Genomic DNA, 22,557 nt, shown 5'->3' with positions numbered 1-22,557 from the left:
AAAATAAGCTATGTGAGATAAAATTGATAGACAATTAGAAATAAGTTTTTACATAGAACTTAGAACATACAACTTACAACTAACCTGGGGGCGCAATGGCTTCGACGGGGGTGTTGAAGCAGGAGTAGCGAGTCGATGTCGCCAAGCATCGTTAAAAGTGGCATTTAAAATTAAACGCAAACGAAAATAACAACGCTTACGCGTTAGCAGCCTAGTTGCTGCTCGTCCGACCTTAGAGACCCACGACTAAGGACCCGGGCGCCAAATTAGTGGGGAACCGCTTTTAGGGATGTTCCGACCTAAGAGTGAACAATCGGAACTAGCCTGCGAAGTAGCTTGTCATTGAGCGACTTCAAAGGCGAATGCTAAAGCAATGACTGCGCTCGGAGAAACTCCTGTGAATGCATTTTCGGACGTGGGTTCGATTCCCACCGCCTCCACCAAAATAAGCTTCTTCTCGAAATAGGGAGGGAGCTTATTTTGGTATATAGTAAATTAGATATAAATATGATAAAGTAATAGAAAAATAATTATATTTTATAATAGAGATATAGTAAGAGCTTGAAAGGAAATATTATTTATGAAATCTTTAATCATATACGATTCTGCTTATAAGAATAATACTGAAAAAATAGCTAGAGTACTAGCTAATAAGATCGATGCAGATTTACTAAGTTTAAAAGAGTCCAAGGGAGTAATTATAGAGGATTATGATTTGATCGGATTTGGGTCTGGGGTTTATAAGGAAACCATATCCTCAAAACTATTTGATTATGTTGAAAAATTAAATCTAAGAGGGAAAGATGTTTTTGTGTTTTCAACAAGTGGAGTAGGAATGAAATTCTATAATAAAAAATTGATCCATCTTTTAGAATCAAGAGGAGCAATATGCAAGGGGAGTTTTGCATGTAAAGGAAGCTTTAATAGTAGAGAGTTTAGCGATAACAAGATATTTGAGCTTATGAGCAAATTTGCTATGGGGCACCCAAATAATGAGGATCTTATTAAAGCAGAAAAGTTTGTTGAGAGAATAGTGCGTCAAATTAAGGAGTAAATAGAAATAGGGAAAGAACGATTGCAATTACAGGCCCACAATAAGAGATCAGTGTAGCAATACTGACGCCAATTTGTTGAGAGGCTTCATAACAAAAAATGTGTATCAAAAATATATCAACCTCCATATACTGAAAAAAATAGTGATTTCATGTGAGGTGATAGCTTTTGTGTGGCATAGTTGGATGGATTAATACGAATGAAGATTTATTATCATACCTACCGGTTATTCATAAAATGATGGAGACTCTATCTTATAGGGGGCCAGATGATTCTGGGTCTTTTATACATAAACATGCTCTTTTGGGTCATAGAAGGCTGATCGTAATCGACCCTGAAGGTGGGCTACAACCAATGAATAAAACCATAGGAAATAGTCAATATACACTTGTTTATAATGGAGAGTTGTACAATACGGAAGATCTAAGGAGAGAATTAAAAGATCTTGGTTATACCTTTCAGTCTTATTCCGATACAGAAGTGTTGCTTACCTCCTATATACACTGGAAGGAAGATTGTGTAAATCATTTTAACGGAATTTTTGCCTTTTGCGTATTTGATCAACATAATAATAAAGCTTTTTTGGCTCGGGATCATTTAGGTGTAAAGCCTCTATTTTATACTCAAAAAGGCTCTTCACTTATATTCGCTTCGGAAATTAAAGCTCTTTTAGCTCATCCTCATGTTCGAAGAGAATTAGACGAAGAGGGAATAATGGAGCTAATCGGTTTAGGTCCTGCAACAGATTTGGGTTCTGGCGTTTTTAAGAATATTCTAGAAGTTCCTCCTGCTCATTCACTTTTGTTCTCTAATGGTAGGATTACTTTAAAGGAATACTGGAAATTAGAAGCTAGAGAAAACAACGAATCCTTTGAGGACATTGTAGATCATACAAAAACTCTTCTCGTTGACGCCATAAAAAGGCAATTAATTAGCGATGTTCCTATTTGTACATTCTTATCTGGAGGGCTTGATTCTAGTTTTATTTCTACAGTAGCTTCTCATTATGTGGATGAGTTGAATACTTTTTCTGTAGACTATAAAGATAATTCGAAATTTTTCAAATCCAGTTATTATCAACCAAATTCTGATGAATATTACATTGATGTAATGCATAAGTTTCTAAAGTCAAATCACACCAATATTATACTTTCTCAGAGTGATTTAGTACATTCTCTTGAAGAAGCTGTTATAGCGCGGGATTTGCCAGGAATGGCAGATGTAGATTCGTCTTTGCTCTTGTTCTGTAAAGAGATTCGAAAATATTCCACAGTAGCTTTATCAGGTGAGTGTGCGGATGAGATCTTTGGTGGCTATCCTTGGTTTACAAATAAAGAAGATCTCTATGCAGACACTTTCCCCTGGTCGAAATCTGTAGGGTATCGAAAAAATATTTTGAACCATTCTTATAAGAAATTACCTATAGAGGAGTATGTTCGTTCTAAATTTAAAGACACTTTATCAAAAGTATCAAAACTTGATGATGATCCAATAGAAGATATTAAACTAAGGGAAATGACATATCTCAATATTAAGTGGTTTATGCTGACCTTGTTAAACCGAAAGGACCGAATGAGCATGAGAACCAGCTTAGAAGTGCGAGTGCCCTTTGCAGATTATCGACTGGTAGAATACGCTTATAATATACCCGCTAAATATAAGCTAATGGCAGGCAGAGAAAAAGGCTTGCTTAGAGATGCCATGAAAGATTTTTTGCCTAAAGAAATAACGGAAAGAAAAAAGAGCCCCTACCCAAAAACGCATCATCCCCATTATACCAGTCACGTTAGAGAAAAGCTTATAAAAATATTAGAAGACAAAAATTCTCCAATTTTAAACTTAATTGATGTGCCCTATGTAAAAGAAATTGCAGCAAGCAATGGAGAAAATTTTAAAGTTCCGTGGTATGGGCAACTTATGACTGGTCCTCAAATTATGGCCCTTTTAACTCAAATTGATTTTTGGTTAAGGCAATATGATGTGAAAATTCTATAATAAGTTTTCAAAAAAATATTAAAAAAATTAACGAAAAAAGGTATTGACGAAAAAAGGTATTGACGAATAATATATTTTATAATAAAATGTCTTTTATTAAAAGAGTAATAAAAAGTTAAGCAACGGCGCTTAAATCATATTAATGATTTGAGCGCCATTTTTTGTTTAATAGGAGAGTGCTAGCTCTTGCTAGTCATCCTGAGCGCAAGCGAAGGATCTTGACCCAAAAGGAATACTTTTATGCTAGTGACTAAAGGCTAGCGACTAAAGTGCAACAAGATCTAAAAATGATTTGACAAGCCTAATTCCTATGAAAAGGGGTGATTATCATAAAGAATTATTGCATATTATTTGATAAAGTCAGCACTGGGATTATTGGTTTTGATAAAACCATTGATATGCTTCGACTTGGAGACAATGTAGTCTGGCAAGTGGATTCTGCTGAAGATTATAGACATTTTGTTAAACCCTTTATTCGCCAAGGGAGAGAGGATAAGAGAAAAATCGTTTATATGCGCTTTTCAGATCAGGAATCCCTACTTGATGACACCAATGGAGTTAAGATTTATGACTTAAATGCAAATGAAGGATTTGAATCCTTTGGAACCAAAGTTCATGATATTATCACAGAAGAAGGACTGGAAGTTTTTTATGTATTTGATTGCCTTAGTGAACTCTTAAGAGATTGGCACTCGGATTTAATGATTGGTAATTTCTTCAAGATTACATGTCCTTATCTTCATGAGCTAAATACAGTGGCCTATTTTGCAATCATGAGAAATACCCACACCTATGCCACTATTGCTAGAATACGAGAGACCACTCAAGTGCTATTAGACCTCTATCAAATCAAAGGAGAATACTATGTACACCCTTTAAAAGTATCAAAAAGATATACGCCTGCAATGTTTATGCCACATAGGTCAAAAGACGAGGAGTTTCTTCCAATTACTTCTAGTATGGATTTATCAGCTATTTTTAAAAATACGAGCATTCAAGAGGAAAGAATGGATTATTGGGATAGAATTTTTAAGGATGCAAAAGATACTTTATTTCTTTCTCAATTGGAACAGCATAAAACGAAAAATATATTAATCAGCTTGCTCATTGGTCGAGAACGCCGCATCACAACCTTGGCAAAAAAGTACTTTACGCTGTACGATTTGCTTAATATTCACAATAGACAAATCGGCACTGGATTTATAGGTGGCAAGTCGGTGGGAATGCTTCTGGCTAGAAAAATACTCGAAACAGATGGAGAAGAAAGCCTTAATCGAAAAATGGAATTACATGATTCTTTTTACTTGGGATCAGATATATTCTACACCTATATCGTACAAAATAATCTATGGAAACTTAGAACGAAACAAAAGAAAATATCAGGTTATTTTAAGTACGCGGAAGAAATGAGACAAAAAATTCTTACAGGAAAATTCCCAGAAAATATTCGAGAAAAATTCCAACAAATGTTAGAGTATTTTGGCCAGTCGCCAATTATTGTAAGGTCTAGCTCTCTACTAGAGGATAACTTTGGAAATGCTTTTGCAGGAAAATACGAAAGCGTATTTTGCGTCAATCAAGGGAGTCCCCAACAAAGATATGAGGAATTTGCTAATGCAGTGAGAACCGTTTATGCTAGCACTTTAAACGATGATGCCCTAGCTTATCGCCTTAAGAGAGGGCTCTTTTATAAAGATGAACAAATGGCGCTTCTTGTCCAAAGAGTTTCAGGGGATTATCATGGAGATTATTTTTTTCCACATATTGCAGGTGTGGGTAATTCTTCCAACATTTATGTATGGGATAAGAATATGGATGTGGATGCGGGGATGCTAAGGCTTGTATTTGGTATGGGTACTAGAGCAGTAGACCGAATTATAGGTGACTATCCACGTCTTGTTCCACTAGATAAACCAGAGCAAACCCCCTTAGTATATTATGAGGATGAAGGCAGATTTTCTCAAAGAAAAGTAGATGTACTTTATTTAAAAAACAACAATTTAACCACTGAACCTTTAGAGAAAATTATGACTTTAGATATTGGCACTAGCAAAGATCTCTTTGCAAAGCAAGATGATATGGCAATGAAAAGAATGAAGGAATTGGGAATCCAAAACAAACAAATGTATATTTTAGGATTTGATAAGCTTTTAAAAGAAAGTACTTTTCCTTGTGTAATGAAAGAGATGCTCCGCTTGCTTTCTGATAAGTATGATTATCCTGTAGATATTGAATTTACAGCAAATTTTACAGCTGAAGGTGATTATAAAATCAATCTTGTACAATGTCGACCTCTACAAACGAAAGGCCTTGGCAAAGCTGTAGAGATGCCTGTAATTAAAGAAGTTAAAGATTGTTTCTTTCATTTTAGTGGCAATTTTATGGGTGGAAATGTAAGAATACCTGTAGATTATGTGGTTTTAGTAGATTCTAAGGCTTATATCGAACTTCCCCAAGATGAAAAATACAATGTAGCTAGAGTTATTGGTACCATAAATAGTGAACTAAAGGATCAAAAAGTAATGCTTGTTGGTCCTGGAAGGTGGGGAACCACCACACCCTCTTTAGGGGTGCCTGTTCGTTTTGCTGAGATATGCAATGCATCTGTTATATGCGAAGTGGCATATAAATCGGGTAGTCTTATGCCAGAATTATCTTTTGGAAGCCACTTTTTTCAAGATTTAGTAGAGTCGGATATCTTCTATGCTGCTATTTTTGATGGCTATGAAAATGTAATCTACAATCCAAATTATTTAATGGATTCAAAGAATTATTTAGAAGAGATTCTTCATAAAGAGGCATCCGTAAAAGATGTAATTTACATTGCAAAAACAGAGGGGCTTGAAATCTATTCTGATATTGTTTCTCAGAAAGTCATTTGTAAATAGGAATTTAGATATATGAATCACAAGTTTTTAAGATATTGATTTCTATAATAATTGAAAAAATAATTTTCAGAATTAAATAAATATTCAAAATAATTAGACAATGGAGAGTGAAAAAAATGCTAGATAGGTTGCCTGAAAAGCAGGGATTATATGATCCAAGATATGAACATGATGCATGTGGTATGGGGTTTGTCGTTAATATAAAGGGCGAAAAATCTCATTCCATTATTGATGATGCTTTGACAGTACTTGAAAATTTAAATCATAGAGGTGCAAGCGGGGCAGATGAGTGCACAGGCGACGGAGCTGGAATCTTAATTCAAATTCCACATACTTTCTTTAAAAGAGAATGTGATGTATTAGGGTTTAATTTACCACCAAAAGGCTCTTATGCTGTTGGCATGATTTTCGCTCATAAATACGATAATTTTAGAGAGGTACAAAAAAAGACATTTGAAGATATTGTTAAAGAAGAAGGACAGAAAATATTAGGTTGGCGAGAAGTTCCTATCGATAAGTCATCTATAGGTCAGACTGCAATTGTAGCAATGCCCAGATTTATTCAAGTATTTATTGAAAAAAATGAAGATCTGCTTACGGATATGGATTTTGAACGAAAATTATACGTGATTCGAAAGAGAGCAGAAAAAGCAATTGCTCCTTTATGTGAGAGCAAAGGTGGTACCTTTTATATTGCCAGTTTGTCTTGTAAAACCTTAGTTTATAAGGGGATGTTAACAGCTGGTCAGCTTCGAGAATTCTACTTAGATTTAGCTGATCTAGATTTTACTTCAGCACTTGCTATGGTTCACTCTCGATTTAGCACGAATACTTTTCCAAGTTGGGAAAGGGCACACCCTAATCGGTATCTGGTCCATAATGGGGAGATTAACACCATTAGAGGAAATGTAAACTGGATGAGAGCAAGGCAAAAGGGCTTAAAATCTCCTCTGTTTGGTGACGATATTGAGAAAGTTTTTCCCATTGTTGATGAATGTGGTAGTGATTCGGCCATGTTTGACAATAGTTTAGAGTTCTTATATTTAGGAGGGAGATCTTTACCACATGCTGTTATGATGATGATTCCAGAACCCTGGGAAAAAAATTCCCAAATGAGCAAAAAGAAAAGAGCCTTTTATGAATACCATAACTTTTTATTGGAGCCTTGGGATGGACCAGCAGCAATGGGTTTTACAGATGGTGAAATCATAGGTGGAATTTTGGATAGAAACGGTTTAAGACCGTCAAGGTATTATGTTACGAAAGATGAGAAAGTAATTATGGCTTCTGAAGTAGGCGTTATGGATATAAATCCTGAAAACGTAAAGTACAAGGGTCGCCTAGAACCAGGAAAGATGCTTTTAATTGATACAAAAGAAAAGCGCATTATTTCAGACGAAGAGATTAAAGAAAGCATCTCTAAAGCAAGTCCCTATGAAATATGGGCGAAAAATCATGTAGTACATATAGAAGATTTGCTAGTGTGCAAAGAGCCATTAATGAATGAAGAAACGAGCTTGTTAAAAAGACAAAAAGCCTTTGGATATACCCACGAAGATGTGACGAAGACAGTAATCCCCATGGCTATACACGGTAATGACCCAATAGGAGCTATGGGAATGGATTCGCCCCTTGCAGTACTCTCTGAAAAACCACAAATGCTTTATTTGTATTTCAAACAGCTATTTGCTCAAGTAACCAATCCGCCAATCGATGGAATACGAGAGGATCTGATAACCTCAAGTAAAGTCTTAGCGGGAACATTAGGTGACATTTTAGAGTCACAATGCGATCATTCAAAAGCAATTGCACTAGATAATCCAATTATCACAAATGAGCAAATGGCTACGATTAAGGGTCTAGAAGATGAGGGCCTAAAAGCAGTTACTATTTCCATACTATATGATCCTGAAGAAGGCGCTTTTGGTTTAGAAAAGACTATGAAAAAGATCTTTAAAATAGCCGATAAAGCCATTTTAGATGGAGCCAATATTATCGTCTTAAGCGATCGAGGCGTTAACGAACACAGAGCTGCTATTCCAGCACTTCTCGCAAGTTCTGGCTTACATCATCACTTAATTAGAGAAGAAATTAGAACAAAAGTAGGAATTGTTCTTGAATCTGGAGAACCTCGTGAAGTGCACCACTTCTGCTTATTAATTAGTTATGGCGTAAGTGCTATTAATCCCTACTTGGCTTTTGAAACCATAAGTGACTATGCCGAAAAAGAATTATTAGAAGGAATAGACTATAAAACTGCAGAAAAGAATTACATTAAAAGTGCAATAAAGGGAATTATGAAAGTTCTTTCAAAAATGGGCATTTCCACTGTGAGAAGTTATCATGGAGCTCAAATATTTGAAGCTGTAGGAATGAACAGATCTGTAATAGAAAAGTATTTTACAGCTACCCCTAGTAGAATGGAAGGCATTGGACTTGAGGAAATTGCACAAGAAAATAAAATGAGGCATGAAAGCGGATTTAACGAAAATTCACCTTATACGGATACATTGGAAGTTGGTGGATACTTTCAAAATAAAGACGATGGAGAAAAGCATATGTACAATCCAGAGTCTATCTATATGGTTCAAAAGGCAGTTCGAACAGGTGATTACAATTTGTTTAAACAGTTTTCTACAATAATCAATCAAGAAAATGTATACACCATAAGAGGGCTTCTAGATTTTAACTTTTCAGGCAGTGATATTATTCCTATCGAAGAGGTTGAACCCGTTAGCTCAATTGTAAAGAGATTTAAAACAGGAGCAATGTCATATGGTTCTATTAGCATAGAGGCCCATGAGGCTTTAGCAATTGCCATGAACCGTTTAGGTGGAAAGAGCAATACTGGAGAAGGTGGAGAAGACCCTAGACGATTTGCTCCGATGGAAAACGGAGATTCAAAGTGTAGCGCTATTAAACAAGTTGCATCAGGTCGATTTGGCGTTACAAGTCATTATTTAGTCAATGCCAAAGAAATTCAAATTAAAATGGCACAAGGAGCTAAGCCAGGTGAAGGAGGACAATTACCGGGAAGAAAAGTATATCCATGGATTGCAAAGGTAAGGCAGTCTACTCCAGGAGTAGGATTAATTTCACCACCACCTCATCACGACATCTATTCCATTGAAGATTTAGCTGAACTAATCCACGATTTAAAAAATGCCAATAGAGACGCTCGAATTAATGTTAAATTAGTATCTGAAGTAGGTGTAGGAACCATAGCTGCTGGTGTTGCTAAGGGAAAAGCAGATGTCATATTAGTTAGCGGTTATGACGGAGGAACGGGTGCAGCACCAAGAACAAGTATACGTAATGCTGGTTTGCCATGGGAGCTAGGGCTTGCAGAAACTCATCAAACCCTGCTACTAAATAAACTTAGAAACAGGGTACGCTTAGAAACAGATGGTAAACTCCTTACAGGTAAAGACGTAGCCATTGCAGCTCTATTAGGGGCAGAAGAATTCGGCTTTGCAACAACTCCACTTATTGCCCTAGGGTGCATTATGATGAGGGTATGTGATCTAAATACTTGTCCAGTAGGAGTTGCAACTCAAGATGCAGAACTGAGAAAGAATTTTACAGGAAAACCAGAGTACGTTGTGAACTTTATGGAGTTTATTGCACAAGAATTGCGTGAGATTATGGCAAAGCTAGGCTTTAGAACTATAGATGAGATGGTTGGCAGGTCCGATCGATTAAAAATCAAAGAATCCATGAAAAATTGGAAAACAAAAGGATTGGATTTTACAAATATCTTATATCAACCCTATATGGAAAATGCTGACAGAAGACATTGCACTACAACACAAAACCATTCCATTGAATACTCTTTAGATATGAAGAAACTTTTTAGAATGTGCCAGCCTGCTTTAGAAAATAAGAAAGCAATTAAAAGCAAGTTAAAAATTCGTAATACAGATCGAGTGGTAGGAACACTGGTAGGCAGTGAAATCTCAAAGAAATTTGGTGCAGAAGGTTTACCTGAAAATACCATTGATTTAACTTTTGTAGGATCTGCGGGTCAGAGCTTTGGTGCTTTTATACCAAAGGGAATGACCCTCACTTTAGAAGGAGATGCCAATGATTATATTGGAAAAGGCTTATCTGGTGGTAAAATCATCGTTTATCCTCCCAAAGCTTGCGACTTTAAGCCTGAAGAAAATATTATAATCGGAAATGTTGCCTTTTACGGTGCAACTAGTGGAGAGGCGTATATTAGTGGTGTAGCAGGAGAAAGGTTTTGCGTAAGAAATAGCGGAATTCATGCGGTTGTAGAAGGAGTAGGAGATCACGGCTGTGAGTATATGACAGGTGGTAGGGTCGTGATTTTAGGCAAGATAGGACGAAATCTTGCAGCTGGTATGTCAGGTGGAGTGGTCTATGTACTTGATTTTGATGATAGATTTTGTAATCATGCTATGGTAGATATAGATGAATTGATAGGTGAAGAGCAAGAAGAAGTAAGGCAAATGATTATAAAACATGTGAAATATACGAAAAGCCCTCTTGGTTCCTCTATACTAGAAAATTGGGAGAGAGATATTAGAAGATTTACAAAGATCATTCCAAGAGATTATAAGCGAATGATTCAGACCATTGAGAAGGCACATGCTTCAGGATTGGTCGAAGAAAAAGCCATTATGGTTGCTTTTGAAGAAAATCATAAAAATTCGAATAGAAAATCTGGAAACTAGAGGAGGTATTTGCAATGGGAAAATTTACGGGTTTTTTAGAATATGATAGGGTAAATCCAACTAAGAGACCTCCACAAGAGAGAATCCATGATTGGAATGAACTAAAAATAAGACAGAGTACGGAAGAATTAAGCAAACAAGCAGCGAGATGTATGGATTGCGGCGTTCCCTTCTGTCATGGTGGAGTGCTTCTAGCTGGAATGGCCTCTGGTTGCCCAGCGAGAAATCTTATCCCTGAGTGGAATGATTTGGTCTATAAAGGGCAATGGGAAGAAGCTTATAAGAGATTAATACGAACCATGCCTTTTCCAGAGTTTACTGGAAGAGTATGTCCAGCTCCTTGCGAAGGTTCTTGCACAGAAGGGCATATATTAGAAGCAGTAGGTGTCAATAATATTGAACAAGAAATTATTGATCGGGCCTTTGAAAACGGCTGGGTAAAAGACAATAAGCCAAAAAATAGAACAGGAAAAAAGGTAGCAGTGGTAGGTTCTGGTCCATCAGGACTTTCTACTGCCTATTATCTAAATGGGGTAGGTCACGCTGTTACGGTCTATGAAAGAAATGACCGAATAGGAGGACTTCTGATGTACGGTATTCCTAATATGAAATTAGACAAAAGAATCGTGAAGCGAAGAATCAATTTGTTGATAGAGTCTGGTGTAGAGTTTGTAACCAATATAGAAATAGGTATAAATGTAAGGACAGAGAAGCTTTTAGAAGAATACGATGCTATTGTATTATGCTGTGGAGCTACTAATGGCAGGGGTTTAAATGTAGAAGGTTGTGGATTAAAAGGTGTTATAAGAGCAGTAGACTTTTTAAAGGCAAATACCAAAAGTCTTTTAGACTCTAATTTACAAGACGGTAAAAATATTAGTGCAGAGGGTAAGGATGTAATCGTCATTGGTGGGGGAGATACAGGTACAGACTGTGTTGCTACTTCTATACGACATAATTGCAAATCCGTTTTTCAATTTGAGATTATGCCAGAACCTCCAAAGTCAAGACAGGAGGGAAATCCGTGGCCTGAATGGCCTAAAAAGCTCAAAGTAGATTATGGCCAACAAGAAGCCATTGCACTATATGGTAATGACCCTAGAAACTATAATATCAATACAAAAAGAATTGTAGGAAATAGCAGGGGAGAGGTCAAAGAAATTCATACAGTAAATGTAATTTGGGAAAAAGATAAAAGTGGAAGATTTCTTCCAGCTGAAGTTCCAGGTAGCGAAAAGATATGGAAGACAGACCTTATTTTAATAGCTATGGGATTTTTAGGGCCCGAAGATACGATTCCCAACGAGTTACACTTAAATAGAGATCCAAGAAGCAATATAAGTGCTGAGTATGGAGTATTTGAAACCAATGTAGACAAAGTTTTTGCTGCAGGAGATTGTAGGCGTGGTCAAAGTCTCGTAGTATGGGCTATTCAAGAGGGGAAACTTGTTGCTCGAGAAGTAGATAAATATCTTATGGGTGGTACAGTACTGAAGTAAATAGAGTGTAGTCGCTAGTCGTTAGTCACTAGCATCTGGGTATTCCTTTTAGGTCAAAAAATCTCTTGTATATAAAGATAAGTTTATTAGCAGTCAAGTAAATAAATAGTTCATAGGGCAATGAAGTCTGTATATGAAATATTCTGACTAAACATATGTTTAGAGGATTATTTACAATATCCAGACTTTTTATTTTCTAGAAAATAGAAATAGTTAAAAATAAATTTGGAGGTAGAAGATAATGGATAATTTACAACAGGTTTTTGGTTGCAATGTATTTAGTAAAGCAATTATGAAAGAGAGACTTTCAAAAGATACGTATAAAAAATTATTAAGGACACTAGATTTAAACGAAGAACTTATTCCTGAGGTAGCAGAGATTGTAGCAAGCGTTATGAAAGATTGGGCTATAGAAAAAGGAGCAACACATTACACTCATTGGTTTCAGCCTATGACTGGAAAAACGGCTGAAAAACATGACTCATTTATTGAACCAACTGGTGATGGAAGAGTAATTATGGAGTTTTCAGGCAAACAACTAATTCAAGGGGAGCCAGATGCATCTTCTTTTCCTAATGGAGGATTAAGAGCAACTTTTGAAGCAAGGGGTTATACGACATGGGATGCTACCTCACCTGCTTTTGTAAAAGATCATACCCTCTATATTCCTACTGCATTTTGCTCCTATTCTGGAGAAGCTCTAGATAAAAAGACGCCTCTTTTGCGCTCTATGGAAGCAATCTCTAAGCAAGCCATTCGAATTTTAAGATTGTTTGGAGATACAAAAATCCAAAAGGTAGTCTCAACAGTAGGACCAGAGCAAGAATATTTTGTTGTTGATAAAAGCTTGTTTTATCAACGAAAAGATCTTATGTATACAGGAAGAACCTTATTTGGAGCAAAACCTCCTAAAGGTCAAGAATTAGATGACCACTATTTTGGTGCCATTAAAGATCGAGTTCATAATTTCATGAATGAGCTCGATGTAGAACTATGGAAATTAGGGGTTGCTTCTAAGACAAAACACAATGAAGTAGCACCTGCTCAACATGAAATGGCTCCAATTTACACGACGACCAATATCGCAACAGATCAAAATCAATTGGTTATGGATACCTTAGTTAAAGTCGCTGCTAGACATGATTTGGCTTGCTTATTACATGAGAAGCCTTTTGCAGGAATCAATGGCTCAGGAAAACACAATAACTGGTCTATTGGCACAGATAAAGCAAACTTACTTGAGCCAGGTGTTACTCCACATGAAAATGCTCAGTTTTTAACTTTTTTAGTCGCCACTATAGCTGCAGTTGGAAAATACGCTCCACTGCTAAGATTATCAGCAGCTTCATCTGGAAATGATCATCGATTAGGAGCAAATGAAGCACCGCCAGCGATTATCTCAATATTTTTAGGAGAGCAATTGACAGATATAATAAATCAAATAAAGGATGGTGCATTAACGTCTTGTAAATCAGCAACTCATATGGATCTTGGCGTTACCACATTGCCAAAATTTAAAAAAGATGTCACTGATCGCAATCGAACATCACCATTTGCTTTTACGGGCAACAAATTTGAATTTAGAATGGTAGGTTCAACTGCATCCATTGCAGGTCCCAATATTATTTTAAATACTATTGTAGCTGATGTATTAAAAGACATGGCTGATGAACTGGAAAAAGCAGAAGATTTTAGCGTAAGATTAAGCTCTATTATAGAAAGATTAGTTAAGGAACATTCAAATATCCTGTTTGATGGAGATGGATATGATTCAAGCTGGATTCAAGAAGCAGAGAGAAGAGGCCTACCCAATATTAAAACTGCTGTAGAAGCCATTAAAGCATTCAGTGAACCAGAATATATAGAACTATTTGAAAGGCATGGTGTGTTTACGGAAGGTGAAGTCATGGCGCGTCAGGAAATTATGTTTGAGGAATATGCAAAGACGATTAATATTGAGGCATTAACAACGATTCAAATCGCTAAAAAAGAAATTTTGCCTGCATCTTTACATTATGCAAGCCATGTAGCATCCTCTATTAAAAATATTCAATCTGTTGTTCAAGATGCAGATGTGTCTGCCCAAATTGAAATTGTTGCAAAGATCAACAGTTTATATTTAGATGCAAGCACAGCTTTAGCTACCTTAGAAAGTACTTTATCTAAAACCCAAGGTATTAAAGAAATGTATAAGCGAGCGAAGGCGTATAAATTCGAAGTATATGAAGCAATGGAAGCGCTACGAAAGCCATGTGATGCACTTGAAGAAGTAGTGGCGAAAAGTTTTTGGCCTATGCCAACCTATGGTGATTTGCTATTTAGAGTATGACAAATCAGTATTTGCTTTTCGTGCTAGGCTAGATTCATATAAAAGAAATACTCTAAAGCAAAGGAGTATTTCTTTTTTTCGTTTAAGAAGTAAAAAACACAATCATAAAGAAAAAATAGAAAAATATAATATATATTGTAAATAATAATTAGTTTATTATATAATTATTTATACGATAGGAATGCTCTACATATATTTAGAGTATTTTTTAACCTTTGCATTTATTAATTAAACTTGACAAATCAATTAATTGTTAATAAAATATCAATAATAAGAAGAGATGATAAAAAATTAAGTAGTACTGTATAGTAAAAAAGTGTAATTATTATAAATAAAAAATAAGGATGGGGGGAGTGAGTAATGACATTACAAATAGTAGTAGTGTGCTTATTTATTGTAGGATGGGCTGTACATGCAGTATTAGGATATAAAGAAGATTCACAGACGCGAAAAAGTGAAAGCTATACCAACAAGGGAGATCATTAATTTTATGATGGATAGTATGTTAATGAATGATCTTACCTGTAAAAAAGCCCACATCAGAAGATATGGGTTTTTTTATTGAGTGAGAAAGCTTTGCTATAATTTAGTTTAACAGGAAAGTCCTACTTTTGCCCCTAGCTCCTGCCAGTCATTACAATATAGAACTGGTTTTTGTATAATGAGTATCTTTTTTTATTACTGTTTTGTATATTTATAAATATTTTGGTATAATAATGAGCATACATACTTAATAGGAGGTTTTATAATGGGGGAAACATCGTTGATGACCATATCTATGATTGTATATATGGCTGTCGTAATCGGTATAGGCGTTTATTTTGCAAAACGTGCAAATGAAAACAGTGAAAATTATTTTATAGGAGGAAGGTCTTTAGGTCCTTGGGTTGCTGCTATGAGTGCAGAAGCTTCGGATATGAGTGGATGGCTTTTAATGGGTTTGCCGGGGGTAGCATACTGGTTTGGTTTAAGCGATGCTATGTGGACAGCTATTGGACTAGCACTAGGAACGTATGTAAATTGGTTAATCGTTGCCAAAAGGTTAAGAAACTATTCTCATATTGCTGGTGATGCCATCACCGTTCCAGATTACTTTAGCAATCGTTTTAAAGAAAAACAAAAGTTTATTATGCTTATCGCTTCTTTGTTTATCATTATATTCTTCACAGTGTATGCAGCGTCTTGTTTCGTAACAGTTGGAAAATTGTTTAATAGTTTATTTGGCTTGAAATATCAATATATGATGATTTCAGGTGCCTTGTTTGTCATTATCTATACTTTTTTAGGTGGATTTTTAGCAGAAAGTGTTTCAGATTTTATGCAGGGAATCGTCATGATTATAGCTCTTAGTATGATTGTGCTATTAGGTGTCAATGCAGCGGGTGGTTTAGATGCCGTGATAGAAAACGTAAAATCAATTCCAGGTTTCTTTGAATTTTTCGGCATATCTCAACCGACAGTTGTAGATGGTGTTCAACAGACTGGAGCTGTTGGAGAGCCACTATTTGGATCAGCACAACCCTATGGTTTGCTTACCGTTGTATCTACGATGTCTTGGGGTCTTGGATACTTTGGTGTTCCTCAAGTGCTGCTTCGATTTATGGCTATTAGAGAAGCTTCTGAAATTAAAAAAGCAAGAAGAATAGCAACCACTTGGTGTGTCATTTCTTTATTTGCTGCTGTATTTATAGGTTTGATTGGAAGGACATTGTACCCTAGTGAGCTATTAACCCAAAGCAACTCTGAGAGTATATTTATCCTTATGTCTTCTAACTTGCTTCCTCCACTTTTAGCAGGATTTGCTATGGCTGGAATATTAGCTGCAACCATAAGCTCCTCAGATTCTTATTTGTTGATTGCCGCATCAGCAGTATCAAAGAATATTTACCAAGGGATTATGAAGAAAGATGCAACTGATAAAGAGGTTATGAAGATCTCTAGAATCACATTAATCGCGATTACAATAGTAGGAGTGCTTATTGCCTTAGATGAAAATAGCGTTATTTTTAATGTAGTATCCTTTGCCTGGGCAGGTTTCGGTGCAACATTTGGACCTATTATGTTGTTCTCCCTATTTTGGAAGAGGACTACAAGAGGAGGCGCCATTGCGGGTATGCTTACTGGTGGCATAATGGTATTTATATGGAATCTTTTCATTAAGCCTTTAGGTGGTATATTTGGAATTTATGAACTAATGCCAGCCTTTGTCCTTTCTTGTATAGCTATTATAATAGTTTCTCTAATAACAAAGGAACCATCGAAAGAAATACAAAAAGAATTTGATCTTGCAAAACAGTCGTAAAACGTCGCTTTAGTTCTAAGTTTTACGTTTTATGTTCTATGTAAAACCGTAGAATGACTAATAGTTATTAGTTAATTAGATTAATATATTAAAAAAATCGTTATAGGTGAAAACTTTATTAGTTTATAAAAATGGGGGCTTCTCTTGATTGAGATAAGCTCCCATTTTTAAGTATTTTTATATGCAAGGGCTTTTACCCGTGAGGCTTGACCCTAGCACTGATGGCTGGCCGCTGAACGCTGGTAGCTATTTTCTTTTAGTAGACATAAAAATCTTTGTGGTAATTTTGCCAATGTAGATTTAGATGTTTGTTTTCTAACTCAAATTGTCCTGTGACGCTTTTTTTCATTTCTTCATTATTTGGAAATACTAATTCGTTTAGAAGCTCAAAAAAATATAGAAAGTATTCATCTTCCATGCCAATATAGCAATCCTTTTTCTTGTATTTTGTATGATTTTTAATGTAACAACTTTGATAGGAGTGATCTGCAAACAGTATACGAATTCCCTTTAGATAATATTCTTTAATAAAATAAGCAGCACCTCGAGTTTGAGAGTCAATGCCGTGAATACACAAATTTAATTTAGGAAATCGAACTTTGTTAATTTGCTCTGATATAGCAATGTATAGGGCTTCATAAATTGCCATATATTCTTCGTCATCTGCATGTTCTTTAGAAATTTGAAAGTCGCAAAACCAAATCCTTTCAAACCAGGTTGTGTAAACTTTAATTAAGCTATATCGATATTCTACTCCTCTAATATTGTTTAAAGTAAAGGACAAGATTGCATACATTTCATAAAACATAGTACCCTTGTTAATAATTGGAAAAGAGATTGTAAACGCTTCTCCATTATGCCATAAGAACAATTGATTGTCGAAAGTAACATCATTTCTCCTCGTAAAAAAAATTGGCACAATAAAACCTGAATATAATGTCAATAGAATAAAGGACAAAATGCTTTGTATAATGTCTACCAGTTTTGCTGTATTTGTTATAGAAATATAATCACCATAGCCGATACTAAAAAAAGTAATTGTACTAAAATAAAAGCAATCTAGAAAGCTTATTGTTTCATCACCATTGAGAGATGCAATTCCATCTATATTGTAGTATACTAGGGCAAAAAAAAGAATAAAGAAAAAAGTAATAGGAATATAGTAAATAAAAATTACCTGTAAGATTTTTTTGATGCGAAATTCATAAAAAGAAATAAATTCATTTCTTAAGAGTTTAGTCTTTAGCACTTTATAGGTCTTTTCATACCATTTCAAATTATTTTCCTCCCAATCTGCTACACGTTTTATTATGAACAAATTGATTAGAATTATAATTAAAATTGGGAAGTAAAAATAGCCTTTGCTATTTTAAATTTTACACTTTACTGTCTCTTTAAAGTACTATAGAATTTTCGTGTTATAATAAATTTATAAAACATGTATAAACGTTAAATATTTAGGAGGTTAATATGATTAGAAAGCAATTATTATTGTCTATATGTTGTAGCTTATTGCTGCTATTTGCTGGTTGTTCTAGCCAAAAGGATCCTGTAGGTCTGGTAGAGAAGTATACTCGTTTGTGGGAATCAAAAGATTATGAAGATATGTATGAAATTATTTTCCTAGAAGATAAAGATAGTTTATCTTTAGAGGAGTTTAAAAAGGCATACGACGAGCTTTATACAGATTTAAATGTAGACTCTATAGCTATAGAAAACTTAGGGGATGAAAAGAAATTAAAAGAAGAAATCAAAAAGGAAGATAAAGTGAGTATCCCGATTAAGGTCACCCTTCAGACGGCGTATGGTAAAAAATCCTATAATGTAGATGTAAGTGTAGTAAAAGAAGAAGTCGAAGATAAATCTTCTTGGTATATTGATTGGGATTACGATTTGATATATGAAAATCTTGCGGCTGGAGACTCTATCATTACAAGGACTACTTCACCTGTTCGTGGGGTGATTGCAGACCGCAGTGGCAATAAATTAGCACAAAACAGCACTGTAATCCAAGTAGGCATCGTCCCTGGTAGGCTAGGGGATATGAAAGAAGAAGTCATTAGTGATATAGCAAAAGCCTTCTCTATTTCCGAAGATTATATTAAAGAGCGATTAAATCTCTCATGGGTAAAGGATGATTCTTTTGTAGATATTGTAAAAATACCTATAGAGCAATTGTCTCAAATAGAAGAGATACATGCGAAAAACAAAGGTGCTACTTATAAAGAAATAATTGACCGGGTTTACCCGTATAAGGAAGTAGCCGCTCATTTAACAGGTTATTTAGGTTATATTGGTGAGGATGATTTAAAGGAGTTAGAGGGTCAAGGATTTACTTCAAACAGCAAGCTAGGTAAGACTGGCTTAGAGAAAATTTTTGATGAGACATTAAGAGGAGTGCCTGGTAAAAAAGTTGTGCTTGTAAGCAATAAGGGAACAGAAAAAGAAGTTTTAAAAGAAGAGATCGCAAAAGACGGAGAAGATTTAGTAATTACGATCGACATAGAACTACAGAAAAAATTATATGAAAGTATGAATGGGGAAAGGGGAACCGCAGCTTCTGTAAACTATAAAAATGGTGAAATTTTAGCCATAGTTAGCTCACCATCTTATGACCCGAACAAATTCACTTTAGGAATCTCTTCAGGAGAATTAGAATCTCTTCAAGAAGATAAAAGTAATCCACTTCTAAATCGGTTTACTAAGGCCTATACACCTGGTTCTATCCTTAAGCCTATTACAGCTGCGATAGCTTTAAATGATAAGGTGATTGATGAGAGTTTTACTATAAATGTGAAGGGGAAAGATTGGCAAAAGGATTCATCCTGGGGAGATTATTATATCACTAGAGTAACAGATCCAGGAACTCCAGTAGATTTAGAGAAAGCTATGGTTTACTCGGACAATATATACTTTGGTCAAGTAGCTCTGCAAATTGGAGAAGAGAATTTTATCCAAAGGGCAAAAGATTTTGGCATTGGGGTAGATTTAAAGATACGTTATGGAATGAACAAATCACAACTTGCAAATGAAAATAAAATTTCAAGTGAAATCTTGCTAGCTGATACAGGCTATGGACAAGGGCAAGTATTAACGAATATTTTAAATATACCAAAAGCTTTCTCTGCCTTTGCTAACGATGGAGGCATAGTAGAGCCAAAGTTGATTATGGATAAAGAAGAACCTATAAGAACAAATATAATATCTAAAGAAGTCTCTAGCAAAGTCTTTGACCTAATGGTAAAAGTAGTAGAAGATCCTAATGGAACAGGGCACGAGGCTTATATTGAAGGCAAAACCATTGCAGGGAAAACGGGAACAGCAGAAGTAAGCGATGCAAATGAGTCTAATCAAAAGGACGAAATAGGCTGGTTTGCAGCCATAGACAAAAGTGAAGCCACCCCATACATTACGACTATGATGATAGAAGAAGTACAAGGCAGAGGCGGAAGCCATGTAGTAGTGCCACTCGTTAGAAGGTTTATAGAAGCGTATTGATGTTCTGCGTTAGTTGGAGGCTTGATGGCGTTTAAGAAATCTTGTTTAGATGAATGCAGAAAGCTGAAAGCGGAAAAAATCAAACTCGCCTAGAGGCGAGGTCGTGTAAGATCCTTCGGCTAAAGCCTCAAGGATGACATATGCAGTAGCTAGGGTCAGAATGTAACTTCGACATCTGTAGGGACAGCTTAGGCTACTGCCTGGTTATTCTAGAGCGTAGCGAAGAATCTTAGACCTCAGAGCTTTAGTCAGCTCACTTAATCAGCAAAATTTCCAACATTGGAACATACCAACTTTCTAACTTGAAAAGTTCCGCTTTCCACTTCTAGGTTTTTCCCGTCCAAACGCCAACCAATAAGAAATTTTTTCCAAAAAAAGAAGGAATTTCTCGATTCATGTAGAACTATATACTTAGGTTTAAAGTGTGGGGTGATGGGATGGATGAGCTAAGGTTAAAAGCGAAAGCTTATAATGATTTAAAGGAATATGAGAAAGCCTTAAATTTATATGAGGAGATACGCAAAGAGAGTTCGGATTATCTAGAAAAGTATTGTCTCTTTAACTATATGTGGTGCTTGTATCGGGTAAAGATTGCACATACAAAAGCGTTTTATGGAGAGGAGTACCCTAAAACACAGGAGTATATAAGGTATATCTTAAAACATACGAAAAATAGTGACATTCTCTATCAGATGACTGTATTTAAGGTACTTAAATTTTATAAATCAAAAGAGAATTTTGAAGCCGAAAAAATCAATCAATGGCTAGACAAATTAGACCCTAGTAAATTATCACAGGAGCCTTTTAAACTTATGATTAATGGCAGAGAAACAGAGCAACAATCTTATAAAGAATCATGGTATGCTCTAAAGAGTAAGGTCTATGAGCACTTAGAATTATATGAAGATGTTTTAAGGATTACACAAGAAGCTCTAGAGATTTTCCCTAAGTTACATAATAACAATAATATATGGCTTAGAAGAAGAATGGCAATTGCTCTATGGAAGTTAGGCGATGGAGAACAAGCTATTAAAATATTAGAGGAGCTTATTAGATATCGAAAAGAATGGTATATGTATATGGACCTATGTCATATTTGTACTTCTAGGGGAAATAACCAAAAAGCATTGTCCTATGCCACAGATGCCATGCTTTCTCGTGGAGAGGATAGTAAAAAAATCAATGTTTTTTCCCAAACAGCCAAAATTCTACAAAAAATGGGTAATGAAAAATCTAATATTATAAAACAGTATGTTATTAAGTTGAAATTAGAAAACCAATGGAGATTCTCTCAAGAAGAAAAGTCTATCTATGAAGCAAATAAGGAATTTATTGATACATATAGCATAGAAAAGTATAAAAAAGCAGTAACTCAAATTGCCAAGAATTTAAAGTCAAAAATGTAAAGTTAAAAGTTTAGATTGTAAAGTGATAAACCTCGCCTTAAGACGAGGTAATATTCCGCTTTCTATTTTCCACGCATTTTAATAAAGGTTTTAAGATTCACTTAAGAGTCATGTATTATTCTTAGTAAATAAAATGGTACAAAGGGGTCATGTAAAATGCAATTGTCTACAAAAAATAAAATTATTCTTTTGATTATGTCCGTAAGCATATTTATTATAACCTTTTTAACTTATATGACGGGTCATTCTGTTACATAGCAAAAATAGCCAAGCTATAGGATTTATAAGATGAACTAAAAACTCATTTTATACATTTGGCTACTAAAGGTAGCCAATGCACTAGGCCAGTATTAGGGTGGCTATTTTAGTTCCTCATCCCATTTGATGATATCTTCATAATGATTGCTTACATCTATAACAGTTAATTTTTTATTAAATCTATCTACCTTACGTTTCATCTGGCTTAGGGCTTTTAATACTGCACCATTTTTTGTAGTGGAAGTACCTCTAATGAGTTCGTTTAAGGCTGGATCATTTATAATTACAGTAAATTCATCTCCATCTATTTTTTGGAATTCTTCAATCAAAGCGATATAAGCTTTGATACCAACTGCAGCTGGTTTAATATAATCTTGATAAATTGACTTTTTACATATTAATTCTTCATCTCTATAAATACTGTATCGAATTTCAATGTCTTCCCCTTCATAATAAGCAGGAATCCCTACTAAATACGCTGTAATCATTGCATACTCCTCTAATCATGATTTGTTTTTCTTTATTATACTATACAAATACCAAAATATCTAAACGATTCATATAAATTATTATAAATATTTTTGTATTCTCTTGACATTGACGTTACGTCAAGGTATATATTACATTTTGAA

The 22,557-nt window shown here is 35.2% G+C and carries 12 protein-coding genes, 1 other RNA gene and 1 pseudogene; 11 read left to right on the top strand and 3 right to left on the bottom strand.

Annotated features, from left to right (window positions below; genetic code table 11):
- The first annotated feature begins 86 nt into the window (after positions 1-86).
- Positions 87-443, top strand: a transfer-messenger RNA (tmRNA) gene (ssrA, locus tag DES36_RS02240).
- Positions 444-580: 137 nt separating this feature from the next.
- A complete protein-coding gene (locus DES36_RS02235; RefSeq protein WP_113919588.1) occupies positions 581-1,054 on the top strand; it encodes a flavodoxin family protein in 474 nt (157 codons plus the stop codon).
- Here DES36_RS02235 and DES36_RS15420 read toward each other — a convergent pair.
- Positions 1,053-1,154: pseudogene (locus DES36_RS15420) on the bottom strand (EamA family transporter); the annotation flags it as partial. The gene DES36_RS02235 and the pseudogene DES36_RS15420 overlap by 2 nt on opposite strands.
- A gap of 67 nt (positions 1,155-1,221) precedes the next feature.
- On the opposite strand from DES36_RS15420, the gene asnB reads away from it, so the two are divergent.
- The 7 genes from asnB to putP all read left to right on the top strand — a co-directional run bounded on the left by asnB (position 1,222) and on the right by putP (position 16,763).
- On the top strand, positions 1,222-3,048 hold the full coding sequence (gene asnB / locus DES36_RS02225) for an asparagine synthase (glutamine-hydrolyzing) (RefSeq protein WP_113919587.1): 1,827 nt from the start codon (positions 1,222-1,224) through the stop codon (positions 3,046-3,048).
- A 320-nt stretch (positions 3,049-3,368) separates the two neighbouring features.
- On the top strand, positions 3,369-5,936 hold the full coding sequence (locus tag DES36_RS02220; protein WP_341457113.1) for a PEP/pyruvate-binding domain-containing protein: 2,568 nt from the start codon (positions 3,369-3,371) through the stop codon (positions 5,934-5,936).
- Positions 5,937-6,052: 116 nt separating this feature from the next.
- Positions 6,053-10,633, top strand: coding sequence for a glutamate synthase large subunit (gene gltB, locus DES36_RS02215; protein WP_113919586.1), 4,581 nt, complete (start codon positions 6,053-6,055; stop codon positions 10,631-10,633).
- Positions 10,634-10,647: 14 nt separating this feature from the next.
- Positions 10,648-12,132, top strand: a complete 1,485-nt coding sequence (locus tag DES36_RS02210; protein WP_113919585.1) for a glutamate synthase subunit beta — start codon at positions 10,648-10,650, stop codon at positions 12,130-12,132.
- 241 nt (positions 12,133-12,373) lie between these two features.
- Entirely contained in the window at positions 12,374-14,461 is a 2,088-nt protein-coding gene (locus DES36_RS02205; protein WP_113919584.1) for a glutamine synthetase III family protein, read from the top strand.
- Positions 14,462-14,821: 360 nt separating this feature from the next.
- Positions 14,822-14,947 (top strand): hypothetical protein, encoded by a 126-nt coding sequence (locus DES36_RS15260; protein ID WP_278278687.1) that lies wholly within the window; start codon positions 14,822-14,824, stop codon positions 14,945-14,947.
- Between the two features lie 262 nt (positions 14,948-15,209).
- Positions 15,210-16,763 carry a sodium/proline symporter PutP gene (gene putP, locus DES36_RS02200; protein ID WP_113919583.1) on the top strand — a complete coding sequence of 518 codons (1,554 nt, stop codon included), beginning with the start codon at positions 15,210-15,212 and terminating at the stop codon, positions 16,761-16,763.
- Between the two features lie 256 nt (positions 16,764-17,019).
- On the opposite strand, the gene DES36_RS02195 is transcribed toward putP, so the two are convergent.
- The gene (locus DES36_RS02195) at positions 17,020-18,039 is read right to left on the bottom strand and encodes a potassium channel family protein (protein WP_170128139.1); all 1,020 of its coding nucleotides are present in this window, start codon (positions 18,037-18,039) and stop codon (positions 17,020-17,022) included.
- Between the two features lie 194 nt (positions 18,040-18,233).
- Between DES36_RS02195 and DES36_RS02190 the strand changes: the two genes are divergently transcribed.
- Positions 18,234-20,261, top strand: coding sequence for a penicillin-binding transpeptidase domain-containing protein (locus DES36_RS02190; protein WP_113919581.1), 2,028 nt, complete (start codon positions 18,234-18,236; stop codon positions 20,259-20,261).
- A 437-nt stretch (positions 20,262-20,698) separates the two neighbouring features.
- The gene (locus DES36_RS02185) at positions 20,699-21,667 is read left to right on the top strand and encodes a tetratricopeptide repeat protein (RefSeq protein ID WP_113919580.1); all 969 of its coding nucleotides are present in this window, start codon (positions 20,699-20,701) and stop codon (positions 21,665-21,667) included.
- A 359-nt stretch (positions 21,668-22,026) separates the two neighbouring features.
- On the opposite strand, the gene DES36_RS02180 is transcribed toward DES36_RS02185, so the two are convergent.
- The gene (locus DES36_RS02180; protein ID WP_113919579.1) at positions 22,027-22,413 is read right to left on the bottom strand and encodes a hypothetical protein; all 387 of its coding nucleotides are present in this window, start codon (positions 22,411-22,413) and stop codon (positions 22,027-22,029) included.
- Positions 22,414-22,557: the final 144 nt, after the last annotated feature.

The organism is Alkalibaculum bacchi, assembly GCF_003317055.1.
In the GTDB taxonomy this organism is placed as follows: Bacteria; Bacillota; Clostridia; order Eubacteriales; family Alkalibacteraceae; genus Alkalibaculum; species Alkalibaculum bacchi.
Note: the sequence above shows the minus strand (reverse complement) of the source record. Positions and strands in the feature narration are given on the sequence as shown.